At 39.5% G+C, this 18,356-nt stretch carries 17 protein-coding genes; 5 read left to right on the forward strand and 12 right to left on the reverse strand.

The annotated features are described in order from the left end of the window. Nucleotides 1-45: 45 nt before the first annotated feature. Nucleotides 46-369, reverse strand: a complete 324-nt coding sequence (locus tag GZ63_RS0103880) for a hypothetical protein (protein WP_029267068.1) — start codon at nucleotides 367-369, stop codon at nucleotides 46-48. A 152-nt stretch (nucleotides 370-521) separates the two neighbouring features. Between GZ63_RS0103880 and GZ63_RS0103885 the strand changes: the two genes are divergently transcribed. The 3 genes from GZ63_RS0103885 (at nucleotide 522) to GZ63_RS0103895 (ending at nucleotide 3,354) form a co-directional block, all read left to right on the forward strand. After that, the gene (locus GZ63_RS0103885) at nucleotides 522-2,105 is read left to right on the forward strand and encodes a peptide chain release factor 3 (RefSeq protein ID WP_029267070.1); all 1,584 of its coding nucleotides are present in this window, start codon (nucleotides 522-524) and stop codon (nucleotides 2,103-2,105) included. Between the two features lie 293 nt (nucleotides 2,106-2,398). Further along, nucleotides 2,399-2,689, forward strand: a complete 291-nt coding sequence (locus GZ63_RS0103890) for a hypothetical protein (RefSeq protein WP_029267072.1) — start codon at nucleotides 2,399-2,401, stop codon at nucleotides 2,687-2,689. Between the two features lie 38 nt (nucleotides 2,690-2,727). Next, a complete protein-coding gene (locus tag GZ63_RS0103895; RefSeq protein WP_029267074.1) occupies nucleotides 2,728-3,354 on the forward strand; it encodes a hypothetical protein in 627 nt (208 codons plus the stop codon). A 43-nt stretch (nucleotides 3,355-3,397) separates the two neighbouring features. Here the strand turns inward: GZ63_RS0103895 and GZ63_RS0103900 are convergent, their stop codons facing one another. The 8 genes from GZ63_RS0103900 to GZ63_RS0103935 form a co-directional block, all read right to left on the reverse strand. Continuing rightward, a complete protein-coding gene (locus GZ63_RS0103900; RefSeq protein WP_029267076.1) occupies nucleotides 3,398-4,093 on the reverse strand; it encodes an ABC transporter permease in 696 nt (231 codons plus the stop codon). After that, nucleotides 4,093-4,932 (reverse strand): ABC transporter ATP-binding protein, encoded by an 840-nt coding sequence (locus GZ63_RS0103905; RefSeq protein WP_318842357.1) that lies wholly within the window; start codon nucleotides 4,930-4,932, stop codon nucleotides 4,093-4,095. The genes GZ63_RS0103900 and GZ63_RS0103905 overlap by 1 nt, the downstream gene beginning before the upstream one ends. Nucleotides 4,933-5,042: 110 nt before the next feature. Continuing rightward, nucleotides 5,043-5,984 (reverse strand): LytTR family DNA-binding domain-containing protein, encoded by a 942-nt coding sequence (locus GZ63_RS0103910; RefSeq protein ID WP_029267080.1) that lies wholly within the window; start codon nucleotides 5,982-5,984, stop codon nucleotides 5,043-5,045. Nucleotides 5,985-6,172: 188 nt separating this feature from the next. After that, nucleotides 6,173-7,477 (reverse strand): replicative DNA helicase, encoded by a 1,305-nt coding sequence (gene dnaB / locus GZ63_RS0103915; protein ID WP_029267082.1) that lies wholly within the window; start codon nucleotides 7,475-7,477, stop codon nucleotides 6,173-6,175. After that, nucleotides 7,461-7,796, reverse strand: a complete 336-nt coding sequence (locus GZ63_RS0103920; protein WP_029267083.1) for a replicative helicase loader/inhibitor — start codon at nucleotides 7,794-7,796, stop codon at nucleotides 7,461-7,463. The genes dnaB and GZ63_RS0103920 overlap by 17 nt, the downstream gene beginning before the upstream one ends. Further along, a complete protein-coding gene (locus tag GZ63_RS17035; protein ID WP_051681376.1) occupies nucleotides 7,793-8,512 on the reverse strand; it encodes a DnaD domain-containing protein in 720 nt (239 codons plus the stop codon). The genes GZ63_RS0103920 and GZ63_RS17035 overlap by 4 nt, the downstream gene beginning before the upstream one ends. Before the next feature lie 73 nt (nucleotides 8,513-8,585). Then, the gene (locus GZ63_RS0103930) at nucleotides 8,586-8,774 is read right to left on the reverse strand and encodes a helix-turn-helix domain-containing protein (protein ID WP_029267085.1); all 189 of its coding nucleotides are present in this window, start codon (nucleotides 8,772-8,774) and stop codon (nucleotides 8,586-8,588) included. 141 nt (nucleotides 8,775-8,915) lie between these two features. Continuing rightward, entirely contained in the window at nucleotides 8,916-9,752 is an 837-nt protein-coding gene (locus GZ63_RS0103935; RefSeq protein WP_029267086.1) for a deoxyribonuclease IV, read from the reverse strand. A gap of 124 nt (nucleotides 9,753-9,876) precedes the next feature. Here GZ63_RS0103935 and GZ63_RS0103940 point away from each other — a divergent pair, with 124 nt between their 5' ends. Further along, nucleotides 9,877-10,971 carry a hypothetical protein gene (locus tag GZ63_RS0103940; protein ID WP_051681377.1) on the forward strand — a complete coding sequence of 365 codons (1,095 nt, stop codon included), beginning with the start codon at nucleotides 9,877-9,879 and terminating at the stop codon, nucleotides 10,969-10,971. Nucleotides 10,972-10,974: 3 nt separating this feature from the next. Further along, nucleotides 10,975-12,201, forward strand: coding sequence for an amidohydrolase family protein (locus GZ63_RS0103945; RefSeq protein WP_029267089.1), 1,227 nt, complete (start codon nucleotides 10,975-10,977; stop codon nucleotides 12,199-12,201). A gap of 124 nt (nucleotides 12,202-12,325) precedes the next feature. On the opposite strand, the gene GZ63_RS0103950 is transcribed toward GZ63_RS0103945, so the two are convergent. The 3 genes from GZ63_RS0103950 to GZ63_RS0103960 all read right to left on the reverse strand — a co-directional run bounded on the left by GZ63_RS0103950 (nucleotide 12,326) and on the right by GZ63_RS0103960 (nucleotide 18,356). Beyond that, nucleotides 12,326-13,645, reverse strand: coding sequence for a TolB family protein (locus GZ63_RS0103950; protein ID WP_029267091.1), 1,320 nt, complete (start codon nucleotides 13,643-13,645; stop codon nucleotides 12,326-12,328). A gap of 438 nt (nucleotides 13,646-14,083) precedes the next feature. Next, entirely contained in the window at nucleotides 14,084-17,266 is a 3,183-nt protein-coding gene (gene carB, locus GZ63_RS0103955; RefSeq protein ID WP_029267093.1) for a carbamoyl-phosphate synthase large subunit, read from the reverse strand. Beyond that, nucleotides 17,259-18,356 carry a carbamoyl phosphate synthase small subunit gene (locus GZ63_RS0103960; protein ID WP_029267095.1) on the reverse strand — a complete coding sequence of 366 codons (1,098 nt, stop codon included), beginning with the start codon at nucleotides 18,354-18,356 and terminating at the stop codon, nucleotides 17,259-17,261. The genes carB and GZ63_RS0103960 overlap by 8 nt, the downstream gene beginning before the upstream one ends.

Below are 18,356 nucleotides of genomic sequence, written 5' to 3' on the forward strand. Positions count from 1 at the left end.
GCATTGTTTCTTTTATATTTCACCCGAAAAAAATTGGAATGAATTTCATTTTTTAAATAGGTTCGCTATGATTCTATTCATGGGAATAATCGTACCTACTAGGACAATCAATATAATCAGATAGGAGACAATCGTGCGTATCCACATATAGTTTATTTCCCCTGTAATCCGAGTTTCCTCCATAATCAATCCTGTCGCCACACCTGTGGCAGCAATAAAGGGGAGTAAAATGCCACCCATTTGGATGAGACGGATACGCTTCAGTCTTTCTTTGTATTTATAAAGTGTATACATCCGAACAATCACGAATAGAATAAAAGAAACAATCGGTAGGATGGGAAAAGACCTCTCTTTGTGTTTTTTTATCACTCTAAAGTTTTAACACCTGCATTTTCACACCTATTAATGGTATGATTACTTCGGGTAAACCAATGTAGAAGGAGAATCAATCCAATGTAAAATAAATCCCAAGTAAAACGAAAAAGATGCATAAACTACGATAAATGAAAGGGATTTTTTCTATGAATTTGCAAGATGAAGTTAATATACGAAGAACGTTTGCAATTATATCACACCCGGATGCCGGTAAAACAACATTAACGGAAAAATTACTAAAACTCTCAAATCAAATCCGTACCGCCGGGACTGTAAAAGGAAAAAAGACAGGAAAATTTGCTACATCTGACTGGATGGAGATCGAGAAACAACGGGGGATATCCGTTACTTCCAGTGTGATGAATTTTCCTTATGAAGGGTATCAAATTAATATTTTAGATACGCCTGGGCATGAAGATTTCAGTGAAGATACGTACCGGACGTTAACTGCGGTTGATTGTGTTGTGATGATTATTGACGCAACAAAAGGAATTGAAACGCAAACGATCAAATTATTTAAAGTATGCCGTATGCGCGGTATTCCCATTTTCACCTTTTTTAACAAACTGGATCGTGAAGGCAGAGAGCCATTTGAATTACTGGAAGAGATTGAACAGGTTTTGGATATTGGTACCTATCCAATGAACTGGCCAGCTGGGATGGGAAAAAGATTTCTCGGTGTGTTTGACCGAGAGCAGGAGCAATTTGTTCAATATAACGGAGAAGAAAAAGAAACACCTATCCCGTATAAAGATCTTGAGAATGCTGAACATCAGGATGTTGTATCTGATCCAGCGTATCAGGAAGCTGCTGAAGAACTGGAGTTGCTGGAAGAAGCCGGGGATACTTTTTCATTAGACGCGGTATTGGCCGGAAAACAGACACCCGTATTTTTCGGTAGCGCCCTAGCTCCATTTGGCGTAGAAACCTTTTTTAATACTTTCATTTCCATGGCACCGGCGCCTCATCTGAGAAAATCGACAGAAGGCCCGATACCTCCAGATAAGACAGACTTTTCCGGCTTCATTTTTAAAATCCAAGCAAATATGAATCCGGCACATCGGGATCGAATTGCATTTCTAAGAGTATGCTCCGGCAAATTCGAACGAGGAATGAGTGTGCGCTTAGCGCGAACCAATAAGGCAATCAAGCTCGCTCAATCACAACAATTTGTCGCATCATCCGGAAATACCGTTGAAGAAGCCTATGCAGGAGATATTATCGGAATTTATGATCCAGGCATTTATCAAATTGGGGACACGCTCGTTACTGGAAAAGATCATTTTGAATATGAAGAATTACCGCAATTCCCGCCAGAACTTTTTAAGAAGGTAACTGCTAAAAATGTCATGAAAACGAAGCAATTCCGCAAAGGGATCCAGCAGCTTGTTCAGGAAGGTGCCATTCAATTATTTTACAGAGACCAAACAGAATCATTTATCTTAGGTGCGGTCGGTGAGTTGCAATATGACGTGTTCAAGTACCGAATGAAAAATGAATACCATGTGGACGTGATGTTGGATCCTATCGGCGAGCGCGTTCCTCGCTGGCTAAAGCAGGACCAGGTAGATAAGTCATTATTTGACGAGCGGAATATGCTTGTGCGTGACCGGGAAGGAAATTACCTTGTTTTATTTCAAAATGATTTTGCACTGCGTTGGTTTCAAGATAAACATCCAAAAATCGAATTGATTGATTTGTTTGAAGTAAATCAATATGAACAGACCTGATTTTGTGGCGGGGCTATCCGATAGGGTAGTCCTGCTTTTTGTTTATAAGCGCATCTAGAAATGCGCTCCGGTTGATATACTCGCTCCGACGGTCGATATGCACGGGATCCGGTTGATATACTCACTCCGACGGTCGATATGCACGGGATCCGGTTGATACGCCCTCACCATTGTTTATAAATTATATATTACACTTTATTTACGATTTCCATTTTTATGCAATTTTATGTCGTAGTATGCTATAATTACCTTTAATAAAAATTTTTCGAATTGTTTATAGGAGGGTGTTATACATGTATCGGATTTTAGTCCTTTTTGCATGCGTGATTCTGTTCTTTGCAGGCTGCTCGCAAAATGCTGACTCTCCAAAAAACGATAAAGAGCAAACAGATACGGTAGAAGCGGAAAACGACGAAACCAAAAATGAAGCAAAAGAGAAACCTGATAGGAAGGAAGTATCATCTGAAAAGAACGAGGAAAAGCAAGATGAAGCGAATTTCACTAAAGAGGATCTAGCTAAAGATCATTTAGCTGAAATGGAGCCAAGATCAATCGACTCACCATTGGAGAAGATGGAAATATAAAGAATGAGCATACAGAAAGAGAAATTGTCGAAGAACATATGGATGAAAACGGAAGAATTTACTTTGATGTTGATGAGAATCCAATTCGCAGCATCGTCAGCGAGGATGGAAATATCTCCAATATCACGAACTATTACGATGCTTATATTGATGTTTTAGAATCTGAAGCTTATGAGTTACCTGAAGATAAACATAAAGAGACTGCTTACAACATGTTTATTTCCCACCCTCCTGAGGAGCTTGCTGGGAAAGATCCATCCGAATACCGTAGTTGGGAAGAAGCCACAAACCTTGAAAGAGGTATTATACAAATCACTTATTTTGCTGCTCCTCCTTTAAATGAAATAGGCTATTCCATCCAAGAAGATAACTACACGGACGGAGCATTTAAAGACGCTAGGAAAAAATTAGAAGATCTGGGATCACCAAATGTGCTTATCCCTGCTCCACAATCGGTTTACGATATGCAATTATATAAAAATATGCAACAAGTCCACTCCTTGTGGGGTCAGATTGGACAATTTGAAAATCCTGACGAAAATAGAAAAGAATTTCAACAAGTGTATCAACAGCTTAGAGATGAGATGAACAACATCATTGTAAGGGTGAACTTCACACTTAGTGAAGATCCAAATGGAAATGATGATCCCAGTAAAGAAAAATAATATTAAAATGGCGCTCACTTCCTTGTAGGTGAGCGCCATTCCATTAGTCATCTTGTCTTGTTTTTATAAAGCATACATACATGAATAATGCAGCAGCAACGACCCAGATTCCTACCATACCAAGTGGAAGCCAAGAAGCCGAATCATGCATCTCTATTAACTGCGAGATTGGAAATAGATCCAGGATTTTTTTCACCAAATTGTCCTCACTAAGACCCATTAATTCAATCATCGGCGTAAATCCAAATAAAAACATGATCGGCATAACATATACGGAAACTGTACTAATGGATTTTGCAAAAAGTCCTACGCCAATACCTAAAAATAAAAAGAATAAGAATAATAGAACCAAGCCAAGGATCGCCCGCGTGTTTAAGAATGAGTCGATTCCCAAAATGAGCAGTGACAAAACCAACGTGATCAGCGTCATAAAACCAGTTACAAGGCTTTTGCCAATAATTACGTCTAGAAAGGAAGCTGGTGACATGATTAGGCCTCGTAAGGTTTTCTTTTCATTTTCCTCTGCCATCATTGCCATTATACAATTCGCAGTGACTGCTGAATAAGTTACACCTACAATGATATACCCCATCATTACGGGCATCTCTTCACCAGGGCCCATTTGACGATAAAAAAAGGCAAGAATAATTGGTACAATAGGCATTAATAGCATCATCGTATTTTTCATAAAATCTTTCATGTCTTTTTCAAAAATGGCGTGAATTCGCTGAAGATGCATTAGACGAGCTCCTTTCCAGTTAGTTTTAAGAAAATTTGACCAAGTGTAGGATGGTCGGTATGCATCGTTTTGACCTGCCCGTCAGCAATCATCTGTCCAATTTTATCGGCACTTTTCACATCATTGATCATAACCAATTTCTTACCTTCAAACGTTTCGATATGAAAATTATGCGTCGAATATTTATAACGCAGTGCATCCGGATTATCCATTTCTTGAATCTTTCCTTGATCAAGAAAGGCTACTCGATCACATAATTCCGTTGCTTCTTCCATATTATGCGTTGTTAGCAAAATAGTCGTTCCTGCTTCATTCAGTTTTTGTAATCCCCGGTGTATATAAGCTGCATTTCCCGGATCAAGTGCAGATGTCGGTTCATCAAGAAAGACGAGCTTCGGCTGATGAATCAATGCTTTTGCCAACAGAACACGTTGTTTCATTCCTTTTGACAGTTTAGATACAACTTTTCCCCCTTCTTTTTCCATGTTTACTTCCCGTAATGTCACAGCAATTTGCTGAAGGGGTGCACTATATAATTTACAAAATAATTTCAAATTATCATAAACAGTCAAACGTTCATAGAGGGCACTATTATCCGATAGAATCCCAATTTGTGATTGAAAAGATGCTGTTTGAAACATATCCGATTTCATACCTAAAACTTCGATATCCCCACTTGACGGTTTTAGTTCACCCGTTAAAATTTTTATTGTCGTTGTTTTACCCGATCCACTAGGACCAAGTAATCCAAATATTTCCCCTTTTTTAACATTGAAATGCACATCATCCATTGCAATATTTTCATGAAAAACTTTCCGTAATCCGTTTACTTGAACCACATTTTCCAAATATATTACCTCCCTCATTAATCTACATCCAATATACGTTGACTACTTTATAAATGCAGCCATATCAAGGTGAAATGTAGATACGGAAGGTTAAATGGTACTTATTTAAGGTTAAAAATCTCCTGAATATCCTGAATTTTAGTCCTGGATAATGGGATCGTCGACTGGATTTTATTGTCAACTCGAAGGGAGTATGTATTCTTCGACCATGTAATGATCTCACGTACTTTTTGCAAATTGACAATGTAAGAGCGGTGGCAGCGGAAGAAACCATACATTTGTAGTTGTTTTTCCATTTCTCCTAACGTTGCATCCATTGTAAATGATTCATTATCAATCACAAGAAGTGACTTTCCATCCTGACTTTCAATATAATCAATTTCCGGTGGATCAAATAAAATGACCTTATCCCCAACTTTAGCAGGAATTTTAAATAGATTTTCTACTTGAGGCGATACACTTGGTTGATTACCAATCTTCTCCTCATCCTGTGCATCCGTTTCAAAAGCATGTAATCCATGTTCCTGCAATTTATAGGCAATATCGCCAAGAAGGATCGCATGCTCCATATTTGTTACTAATAAAAGGACGAATGTTTTCTTTTCCTTCATCGCTTGAAGCATCTCAATAAATGTATTCATTGTCTGTATATCCACACCGTGCACAGGCTCTAGGAACACACATTTGTCCGCATTCATCATAAAATACTTCGCATAATACACACGCTGGACAACCGAATTTGTACATTTATGTAAAGCAGCTTTCGCACAATGGTGAAGATGAAACATGACGAGGATTTCATATAGTGGTGTCTGACAATTGAACCACTTGTGATAAAAAGCGATATTTTGTTCCACTGTAAGACGTTCATAAAGTCCATCTTCCCTATCAAACACAGGAATCTCTTTAGTATATAAAATTTGTACCAACTCTCCTTGCAATTCCGTATCACTATAGATAGCAGTTGGCTGTGCATCATTGACAGTTAGCGAAAATGCTGGAAGGATCTCATGTTTTTTATTTTGTATTTTCCACTCGGACATGACCAAAACTCCTATTTCCCGGGTAATATATTAGCTATTATAGCATGGAAAAGAAAAAAGATGCGCTGATCTATGAAAACACTAAATTTCTGTTTTATTGAACATGGATGAAATATGCCATACACTAAATCTGTATGGATCGCTGAATTCGATCTCAGGGCACAAAAATCCCAATGGAAAGCACTGTTTCATCTTCGACCACCACTCACCTCCACCACCCCACCACACCGACTGGGATCTACAAATCTTCCATATTCTTTTTGAAAAGCCAATTCCACTGTACCAGTTGGACCGTTTCTCTGTTTAGAAATGATAATTTCCATCGGATAATGCTCCCCAGCCTTATGATTGTAATAATCATCTCGATAAAGAAATGCAATCACATCTGCATCTTGTTCAATGTTTCCTGATTCCCTGAGATCCGATAAGAATGGCCGCTTATTTTGTCTTGATTCCACACTTCTTGAAAGCTGAGAAAGCAAGACGATCGGTATATTCAGTTCCATTGCAAGCAGTTTTAATTCACGCGTCATTTCACCTATTTCTAGATCTCTCCGTTCCTGTTTACTCGTTGGAATGATCAATTGTAAATAATCGATGATGACCACATGTTTTTCGTCTGGATGGTCATAGATCATTTTTCGAATGGCAGATCGAATTGCGCTAACTGTAAGCAAGTTATCATAGATTGCTAATTTCCATTTTGAAATCATTCCTATCGCCTGAAAAGCATGTGCATAATCTTTCTCGGAAAATACCATATTTCTCCACTTTTGACTATTCATCAGCCCTTCTTGTGAAATCATTCGCTGTAATAACTGTTTTTTTCCCATTTCCAAGCTAAAGATCATGGATGATCCGCCATTTCGTCCATGTCCTGCTGCCAGATTGAGTGCAAACGCTGTCTTTCCGACAGAGGGTCTGGCTGCAACAATAATTAACTCCCCTTTTTGCAAGCCGCCTGTCATATCGTCAAGGTCATTAAAGGAGGTATAAAAGCCAGATGCTTCACCCGTTGGAAAACACATCTCCTCTGTAATATCAAGCAAATGTTCATAAGTCGTTTTTTCCTGATTGATTACTCCTACTTCCCGAACGTTTTGCAAACTGGCAATCAACGCTTCCAAACCTTCTTCAGATGGATTTTTAGTAAATTCCAGTGCACTTTCCCTTGCCGCACGATTCCGATATGCTTCAAAAATCAAGCTTTCATGATGCTTTAAGCTTGCGGTACTTGCTACAGACTCTGCCATTTTCAACAGGTAGGTTGTACCTCCAACATGTTGGATTGCTTCCCCAAGATTGGTTGTGACGGTGACCATATCGATAAATTCACCGCAATCAGCCGCCTTTTTCATCGCCCCGAAAATTTGCTTATGTCTTCTTTCATAAAAATGCTCCTCGCCTATTTCCAATGTATGAAAAAGCGATCCTTCCAGAAGGACAGATCCTAGTACAGATAGCTCTGCTTCAACATTAACGATTGCTTTCATGACTTTTTTCCCTTAATAAACTGATCATTTGTTGGTGAAATCGTTGTTTCAGTTCATTTGGTACCTTATCGGCTTCTTTTCGCCAAATTTTCATTTGCTTTAAATGATCATTTTCATTCGTTTTATAAGCAGCAATTTCAGCAATTGTCGGGGGATATGGATTGTTTGCAACATAAGTAGCTAATTTTTGCATCACCATCGCATAATTCATCTGCTCTAATTGTGGAAGAAGCATTTCCGCTTTTCGTTTTGATATATCAAATTTTGGATAAATATCCCGAATTGCTTCCAGAACGTAGATCGCTTCTTTTTTATTCACAGGCCAACCTCCTCTCGTAATTCATCGAAAACCGATGACTTGCTCCCTTTTCCTTGTTTGCGAAATGGAATCGTATTATTTCTGCTTGTTTCCTTTTTTGCTTCATAAGCGTAAACGTCTTTAAGGTTGTTTAAATGAACCTCTTTCCATTCTTTTAAAATTTTTTCCATATAACTGAATGTACGTCCTCCATGTTTCGCCGTAATTTTGATGGCCTCTGTCACAATCTCTTCCCCAAACACTTCAATCCAGGAGAAAAATTCATCACACGCAAGTGGACTCAATGCTCCAATATTCTCCTCATACACTTTTAAAATTGATTCGCTTTTCCTTTCCTCTTTTCTTCTTTGTATTTCTTTTTGTTTATGTTTATGTATCGTCAAGGATTCGTCAGTGGATTCGCCTATTGTTTCGTAAGACGAAGAGTCAGCTGAGTTGACCAATGAGATAAATTCATAAATAGGTGCTTTCCCTTTCCTCCCGCTTTCACATTTGATTAAATGATATTCGATTAACTTTTTCCTAGCATCAAGAATCCCTTGTTTCGATAATCCGGATAATTGCCCAACAACTGCATTTGGCGCATTAAAACGTTTTTTCCACCTTGCAGAATTGTTTATACTCATAAGGGTATACCAGAGTGCAATTGCACTCGTTGAAAGTTCATTTGTCAAGAGCCATTCTCTAAACGCATTTAATTCTTTAATATAATTCATTGAAATTCTCCCTCTTCCTGCCCATTACCGGCTTTTTTTAAAATAAAAAAGAAACACAAAGAACCTGCCATATTTACCGTGTATGCAGGTTTGTGTTTTCTTCGCTTTGTAACCACAAATCAATGGATTCCTTTGTAAAGAAGATACGATTCCTGAGTTTAATATGCGGAATCTGCTTTAATTTCACCATGACATAAATCGTATCCCGGTGTACACCAAGATATTTCGCAACCTCTTTAACTGTTAACGTCTGTCGTTCCATCGAACGTCTCCCCCCTTATCAATCAGATGTATCGATGAAAGTATTTAGAACCGTTAAAAACAGAACCTAACACCTTCTACCTTACGAATCGATAAGAAAACAGATAAGGGGGCATCTTTTTAGAAAAAAATTTATATTTTTTTACATTCCCCATTTTTTCTGCAGTTGCGCTATTTCCTCTTGATGTGTTATTTCTTCTTTTGGGGTTTCCAAAATAAATGGAACAGATGCTAATCGTGGGGTCGTTAGCAGCTGATGAAACGCTGCTTCTTTTATATATCCATGGTGAAAAATATTTGCGTGGCGGTCCTTACCAAGTCCGGTTGCATATGTTGAATTGTTTAAATGAATGACTTTTAAATGCTCAAAATAGCCGAGCTGCATCCCTTTCTCCATCACTTTTTCCCAGTTCTCTCCATTCCAGAGTCCACTTGCAAAAGCGTGACACGTATCTAAACAAAATCCTATTTTTTCTGGGTAATCACATAAATTCCTTATTTGCACCAGTTCTTCGAGTGTCGTTCCAATTGTCCCTGGCTTCCCTGCATTATTCTCAAGCAAAATGAGCGAATTTCCCTCCCATGAATCGAGAACTTCATCCAGCATTTCAATCATAAGCTGATAACTTAAAAGGGGATCTTCAGCGCTTATTTGCTTGCCAAAGTGAACAACCACACCAATCGAGCCACATGCTTCTGTAATTTCTAAATCATTTAAAAGGGATTGAATCACCTTTTGTCTCTTCGCCTCATCTGTAGGTGTCAAACTTGTCGGATAAGGAGCATGTGCAACGGATTCGATCCCATGTTCTTCACAAAATGATTTACATAATGCCACGTCCTCTTTAGAAAATGATTTTACCGACAAACTTCTCGGATTCTTTGGGAAATATTGAAAAGCAGAAGCATTCATCGAAGCTGCTCTTTTCGCAGCACCAAGATAGCCTTCCCTAATCGAAACATGGCTGCCAAATTTCATTTCCTTCACTCCCATCGATGTTCCACTTATTATTCCCATCTTGTCTGTACTCATGAAAAATAGGCATACACACATTTTTAGTTGTGACATACCTTATAATAAACGTCTTGGAGGATTGTTTAATATGGAAGATCAAAAAACAGGGGAAAATATTTCTCATCATCGGTCAAAGTGGCATTTGTTTGAAGTGATTGGTATTTTGATTGTTTTCGCTTCGCTTGTTCTGCTTTTTCTTGTTCCTAAATCATTATCTGAGCTATTTGATACGATCATCAAAGAAGTAACACCTGTTGTTGTAGACACATTTCTGACGAGTGAAGTTGGGATTGCTGTCATTGTCAGCGTTATTGTAGGACGTGTACTCGAACGTCTTGGTTTTACCGACGGATTGATCCGGCTTTTTGTACCCATTATGCACTGGTTCAAAATTAATCCTGCTGTGATCATTCCAAGTTCGTATAATATCCTTGGCGATATTAATGCTGCAGGAAAAATTGCTGGACCTATTCTCATCAAAGCAAACGCAACCAAAGCAGAACAAAAAATTGCCGTTGCAACAATGATTCAGTCACCGCAATCCTTTGCCACTTTCGTTTTGGGTCTCATTGCCTTATCAATTTTTGGCATCAGTGCTTTTCCGCTCATTGTATTAGCTATATTTGCACCATTAATTATTGTACCTTTTATTCTATCCAGAACCATTTACCGTGACACCAAAAAAGTAAAGCTTCGCGAACTGCCTCGTTTTACACCGAAGAAAACATTTTTAGATACCGTTTTTTCTTCTGCAAAAGAAGGAACCGGACTGCTTCTATTAGTAATCATTCCCGCAGTATCGGTCATCTTTATTTTCATTGGCATACTAAAATTCACCGGCATTTGGGATCCGATCGAAGCAGGAATGGGTGCTTTTCTAAGTCTTGCCAGTATCGAACCAGATACAGGAATTGTTTCTTTCCTAGTTGCCCCAACGTTAGCTGTAGCACAACTTGCAGAATTAGGTGCGAATATCGACCCACGCCTAATTGTTGGATCTTTTGTATTAGCTAACTCCGGTCTGCCGATCTACGTTATTCTTGGTCAAATTCCTGCAATTTGGGCAGAGTCAACAGATTTACGTGAAAGAGAAGTAATTTATGCAGCACTAATCGGGATGATCATCCGAGTTGCTACAGCATGTATTCTCGCATATTTCTTAACTCCTTTTCTGGTGGTGTAATGTATGAATAACACGTATGTAGTCCGAGCAAGAAAAATCGTAACCGTAACCGACACGGGCACAATCAATGACGGGGCTATGGTAATAAATGGGGGGAAAATAACTTCTATTGGGCAATGGTCTGTCGTCAAAAAGCAGTTCCCATCACTGCCAGTAGTAGATTACTCTGATTATGTACTAACACCATCTCTCGTCGACTGTCATACCCATCTACTGGAATTTGCCCCCTCTTCTTTGTATCCGATCACAGCGGAAACACAAATCCTGGCGGGAAAATCTATTTTGCTGAATGCCTTAACATCAGGAATTACTGCACTAGGTGAGCAAGTTTGCGGTCATCCAATGAGTCCATTTTCCATGGGTGATTACCGCAGCGTTGTCAAGGGGTTGCCGATGGATATTTCCTTTGCAGCAGTCAGTATATCAATCGGCTTTAGCGAACTTGCACATTTTTCCGCAATCACTAAATCAAAAGTCATTCAAAAATCGGATTTAATCGATCCATCCTACGTACATCAATTGGCAAAACAAAATGAATACCCTGGTGAAAATTTATTTATAAATGCAACACCCGCAAACTTTACAGAAGAGATGGTTCCGCGAGCGGGAGAAATGATATACTCTTTGAAAGAATTAAAGCAAATTGTAACTATTTATCACCAATACAATAAAAAAATTGGTGTCCATGTCGCAGGCGAAGAGGGAATTCAAATGTGCATGAACGCAGGTGTAGACGTTCTCCATCATGCACATGGAATTTCTGATGAGCAGATAGAAGAGGCAACTGCGCGAGGCATTGAAATTATTGCAACCCCGCTTGGCGGCACACATCTCGAACCTAATTCCCCCGAAAACATTGCAAAATTGGTTCAACATCAGGTGCCTCTCTCTATTGCAACAGATGCTTATTTGCCATCCTATCCGAATGTTTCCTGGCTGCCTTTTCCAAATCATAGTTTACAAGGAACAGATGTCTTTATGAAAATTGCCCAGCCAGGAATGAAACAATTAGCGAAAGTTGGGTATGGCGAAAATGAGATTCTTGCCCTTATCACAGCTAATCCTGCAGCAGTGTTGGGAAAAGAAAATCAATTTGGTCAATTGAAGAAAGGAATGGATGGGAACTTTTTAATAACAAAAGGAATCCCTGGGTTGGAAATAACCGATCCAGAAGAGGTAAAAGCCGTTTATTTCAAGGGAAAAAAGGTGATTAATCGCATAAAAAGGTAAGATAAGTGGGATGAATTTCCCCTGGCTGTGCTACTCTGTGCTTCGAAATTTGGCATGCAGCGGTTCGGAAGAATTTATCAGCGAACCGCCAAGTGTTATCTAGCAAGAAATTGCTGTCAGTCGATTACTCCCTCCTTCTGACAGCACGCTTGATCACAATTGCAAAGATCCATATCATCACAGAAAAAACAAATACAAAAGCTGCAAGCATACCAAGTCCAATCCCAATCCATGGATTGCCTATTACTGCAACAACAAAACTACTAATGAAAATAGCGATAGCGATTCCGAAACTAATGAACGCCGGCAAATAAACACTTCTTTTCCCACCAGCTTGAATCAACAACGTAATTAATCCAAAAAGAATAATATACAATACGCCTAGCGTATACCCATTGACAACTTGATCTAGTGTTTTCGCTAACCACTTGCTAGTTTGCGAATTCGGCATTTGTAAATCAATCGTTTCTATATCTTTGCTATCAAGATCAACGGTGTGTAAACGGTACTTGGCTGGTTCGCTTGACCAGTTCGTGTGTTCCAGAAACGCTAATTTATTCTGCTTATGAAAAAACACCGGAGAATCCACAGCTGTTCCCAAATCAGTCAGTCGTTTTGTATCACCACTGTTTTTATCCATCAAAAATAATTCATACTCAAATAACGAGCTTTCCATCGACTCCTCTGAAACCGTTGTGAATGCGAATTTCTTTCCACCTGGGGAGAGTTGAGCGTTATAAACAGAATTATCCCTTGATCGACCACGCGGCATCATGGTTTGATCCACCTTTTCATCTGTAACAGAAAAGGAGCGAAGGACTTCCTTATTTCCATCAAACGCACTAAAATAAACATGTTCTCCATCGGGGGAAACCGAAAGATGATTCATGGAAAATCTATCTTTATCTGTTAATTGCTTCTTTTCTTTGCCGCCTAGGTCCGTCGAAAACAAATCAAATCCTTCACTTGTTTCACCTGGTTCTTTTTTAAAATCCTTTGCATTCATTGCAATATAATAGATGGTCTCATCTGCTGGTGAAAAAACTGCATCTTTTATATGGCTGTCTTCGTTACTGAGTTGTCTAGCCTCGCTGCCATCGTGATTCGCGATGAATAACGAATGAATACCATCTTCATTTTCGGACAAATACAGTAAATGCTTTCCGTCCAGTGAATATGCAGGATGATGCAGACGTTTTCCCTCCGACTGCGTTATTTTTTCAATATTGGAACCGTCCATATTGGCAGTATAAATTGCTTCTTTTCCATCCGTATAATAAGAGAATGCTAGCGTTTGATCATCGGGCGAGATGGAAATACCTTTGCCCATTCCGGTAAAATACTTATATGGATCATCATCCCGAAAAAATCCATACAACAGTGAAATCACGAACAGGAGTGCAACAACTCCGATAAGTGTTTTAATCAGGCGACTTCTTTGCATGATTTATTCCCCCTTTTCTATTAGCCTGCTTCCAAATGAAAATTAGGATCCGATGAGCTTTGACTTATCATACTCATCAACGTACTCCCCATTTATACATAAACAGGTTGTGTGTTTGTTTCTTTTTGCATTTCGCCAAAAGCCATCACATCCCCCACCAAAAACGGTTCATCATCTCTCGTTGTTGTTCGAGGGTGACATTTCTTTCTCCTCCCTCCCACAACATTTAATCCGCATTTTTCTCTACTTGCTGTATGAAGCAGGCGAATTCTTCTGCATCCGAGATCCTTATTTCTCTTCTTATCATTCTATTTCTCTCTTCATATGTAAAGAATCCACTGCAAGCAAAAACGCTCAGAATAAATTCTGAACGTTTTTGCTTCCTCTTATGCAACAATATGGAGTGATCCCTTTCACACAAGTATAAGAAATCAGTATCTATTTTATGATTGGTTTAGCACTAAACGTAGTGGAATCAATCACATTTAGAATGGCATTTGCAGTATCTAGGTTAGTCAAGCAAGCGATCCCGTGTTCAACTGCTTCTCTTCTGATTCGGAATCCGTCAGAGCGCGGCTTTGTACCAGAAGTTAATGTATTAACAACAAACTGTACATTTCCGTTTTCAATGATTGACAATACATTTGGATCATCTGCCCCGATTTTTCCTACCTCTGTTACCAAAATACCGAATTGCCGCAAGTATGCTGCTGTCCCCTCTGTTGCGTACAATTGAAATCCAAGTTCATGAAAACGCTCTGCTACGCTCCGTACTTCCTCTTTGTCCTTATCTGCTACAGTCAGTAGAACAGCTCCTTCATACGGAACAGTCAATCCAGCGGCAATTAACCCTTTATATAATGCTTTTTCGAGCGTTTTATCATAACCTATCGCTTCACCAGTAGACTTCATCTCTGGCCCGAGTGTTGTATCGACACTCCGTAATTTTTCAAAGGAAAATACCGGCATCTTAACAGATACTTGATCGTCTTCGGGCAGGATTCCTGTACGGTATCCTAAGTCTTCCAGTTTTTCACCCAAAATGCACTTCGCTGCAATATTTGCCATCGTTACACCAGTTATTTTGCTTAAAAAAGGAATCGTTCGGCTTGCGCGCGGGTTTACTTCCAGTACATATACTTCTTCGTCACGGATGATAAATTGAATATTGATTAATCCTTTTACCTCTAATGCCTGGGCTAACTTAGTAGCTGCTTCTAAACATCGCTGCTTCACATTCTCGCTTAGGCGTTGAGGTGGATATACCGCAATCGAATCACCAGAATGCACGCCGGCACGTTCAATATGTTCCATAATTCCCGGCACAATGGTTGTCTCCCCATCACTTATTGCATCTACTTCCACTTCAATGCCCGTTAAATATTTATCAATAAGGATCGGATGTTCATCCGTTATACTCTCTGTCTTTATTAAATATGCCTGCAATTCGTCATCATTATAAACGATCTCCATTCTGCTGCCACCTATCACATAGGATGGTCGTACAAGCACAGGATAACCGATGGAGTTCGCAACTGCTGTCGCTTCCGATAAGTTAAGAACAGCTTTTCCTTTTGGTCTTAGCAAATGAAGGTCTTCCAGTAATAATTCGAATTTATCACGATCCTCCGCCCGATCAATCGCTTCTAAACTTGTACCTAAGATTCTTACTCCTCTTCGTTTGAGCCCTGCTGCGAGATTAATAGCAGTTTGTCCACCAAACTGTACAATGACCCCTTCCGGTTGCTCCAATTCAACGACGTGCATCACATCTTCCAACGTTAGTGGTTCAAAGTATAGCTTATCTGAAATGCTGAAGTCGGTTGAAACTGTTTCTGGGTTGTTATTCATAATGATTGCTTCATAGCCCATTTCTTTAATGGCAAAGATAGAATGTACAGTGGCATAATCGAATTCAATTCCCTGTCCTATCCGAATTGGACCAGAGCCTAACACAAGCACTTTTTTTCGCGGTGTAATAACAGACTCATTTTCTTCCTCATAGGTACTGTAAAAATAAGGCGTTTCTGATTCAAATTCAGCTGCACATGTATCAACCATTTTATAGACAGGGATGAACTGATTATCTTTTCGAATTTGATAGACTTCGTCAATGGAACAACTCCACAACTGAGCAATATGATCATCTGAAAATCCACGTTTTTTCGCTTCCTTCAAGAGATCGTAATTATTTGGACGATCTTCTAATTCTTTCTCCATTTTAATTAATCCACGTAATTTATGGAGGAAAAATCGATCTATCTTTGTATGTTGAAATAATTCTTCAATGGTCATTCCCCTTCTTAAAGCTTCCGCTAATACAAAGATCCGCTCGTCATCAGCCTTTATTAAACGTTCAATGAGAGATTCTTTGGAAAGTTGTGCGATAGATTCTATGAAAAGCGATTCCGTTCCACTATCTAATGATCGGATTCCTTTTAATAGAGATTCTTCAAAATTTCGTCCAATTGCCATTACTTCCCCTGTTGCTTTCATTTGCGTACCAAGACAACGATCTCCGGTAATAAATTTGTCAAATGGAAAACGAGGAAGTTTGGAAACAACATAATCAAGCGCTGGTTCGTAACAGGCGTATGTTTTACCGGTAATTGGATTAATAATCTCATCCAAACTCAATCCGATCGCTATCTTTGCAGCCATTTTTGCAATTGGATAGCCCGTAGCCTTGGATGCAAGTGCAGAAGATCTGCTTACCCTTGGATTTACCTCGATAATATAGTACTGGAAGCTATTTGGATCAAGGGCCAGTTGTACATTACATCCTCCTTCAATTTCCAAAGCACGTATTATTTTTAATGATGCGTTTCTTAGCAATTGATGCTCCCGGTCACTTAAGGTTTGCGAAGGGGCGACCACAATGGAATCCCCTGTATGGATACCAACAGGATCCACATTCTCCATATTACATACAACAATCGCTTGATCTTTTTTATCCCGCATTACTTCATATTCAATTTCTTTAAAGCCGGCAATATTTTTTTCAATTAAACATTGGTTTACGGGAGAGAGTGCCAAACCATTTCTCGTAATCGCCTTTAGTTGAGAAAGGTCATCACACATTCCTCCGCCTGTTCCACCAAGCGTGTATGCTGGTCGAACAATGAGTGGAAAACCAATTTGTTCAGCAAATTCACATGCCTCCTCCACTGTGTGAACAATCTGACTATCTGGTACAGGCTCATTTAATTGGCGCATTAAATTTCTGAATTTGTCACGGTCCTCCGCCTGTTGAATTGCTTCTAATGACGTACCTAATAGGTTTACATCATATTCTTCTAATATCCCTTTTTCCTCAAGCGCAACAGCTAAGTTCAATCCTGTTTGTCCACCAAGTGTAGGAAGTAGAGCGTCCGGTTGTTCCACACGGATAATTTTCGTAAGGAAGTCGACATTTAATGGCTCCATATATACTTTATCCGCCACGGTATGGTCTGTCATGATAGTGGCTGGATTAGAGTTAGCTAAGATAACCGTATATCCTTCTTCTTTCAGTGCTTGACAGGCTTGCGTACCGGAATAATCAAATTCAGCAGCCTGTCCAATGACAATGGGACCTGAGCCGATCACGAGAATTTTCTGTATTTCTGTATTTTTAGGCATGTGTATGCTCCCCCTTTGCTGGATTGTCTTCTAGCTTTTCGATAAATGTATCAAATAAATAACTTGTATCCTCAGGTCCTGGTGCGCTTTCAGGATAGAATTGTACAGAAAATGCTGGATAGTCTTGATGCTTTATTCCTGCCACCGTATTGTCATTAATGGCGATATGAGTTAGTACTAAATCTGTGTGAGCCAAAGAGGCCTCTTTTACTGCATAACCATGGTTCTGAGAAGTAATGTAGGTTCTCCCCGTCGCCACATCCTTCACGGGATAATTTCCTCCCCCATGCCCAAATTTCATTTTCTCTGTATCTGCACCACATGCTAATGCTAACAACTGATGTCCCAAGGAGATACCGAATATCGGAATCCTACCAATGATTTGTTTGATCATATGAATAGCTTCCGGTACGTCTTTTGGATTACCTGGGCCGTTTGTTAACACGATGCCATCCGGGTTTAATCGCACCATTTGGTCAGGACTGTAATTATAGGGAACAACCGTTATATGACATTGGCGTTTCGTTAATTCTCGTAGAATACCATGCTTCATCCCAAAGTCCACTACTGTAATACGCTTCCCCCTACCTGGTACTACATATGGATTCACGGTGGATGTCTGCTTTACTTGATCCGTTGGCAGGCTTGATTCTTGCATCCTTGCCTGTACCTCCTGAACGGATTCTCCAATGGGAACAATCATTGCTTTCATTGTCCCACGCTGACGGATAATTCTGGTTAGCTTTCTTGTATCGATCCCTGTCAGTCCAGGGATATGATGAGCTTTTAAGTAACTGTCAAGTGTTTCCACACTACGAAAGTTGGACGGATCATCACAGACTTCTTTCGCAATAAATCCGTGTATAAATGGTGTCACTGTCTCAAAATCTTCACGATTCACTCCGTAATTCCCTATCTGAGGATACGTCATCATGACGATGTGGCCACAACAGGAGGGGTCTGAAATTACTTCTTGGTACCCGGTCATTCCTGTATTAAAAACGATTTCCCCAAAAGCGGAAGAATCACTGCCAATACTGTCTCCAGTAAATACGGTGCCATCCTCAAGTATCAGTTGTTTTTTATGCAT

The organism is Virgibacillus alimentarius, assembly GCF_000709085.1.
Lineage (GTDB): Bacteria > Bacillota > Bacilli > Bacillales > Amphibacillaceae > Virgibacillus_B > Virgibacillus_B alimentarius.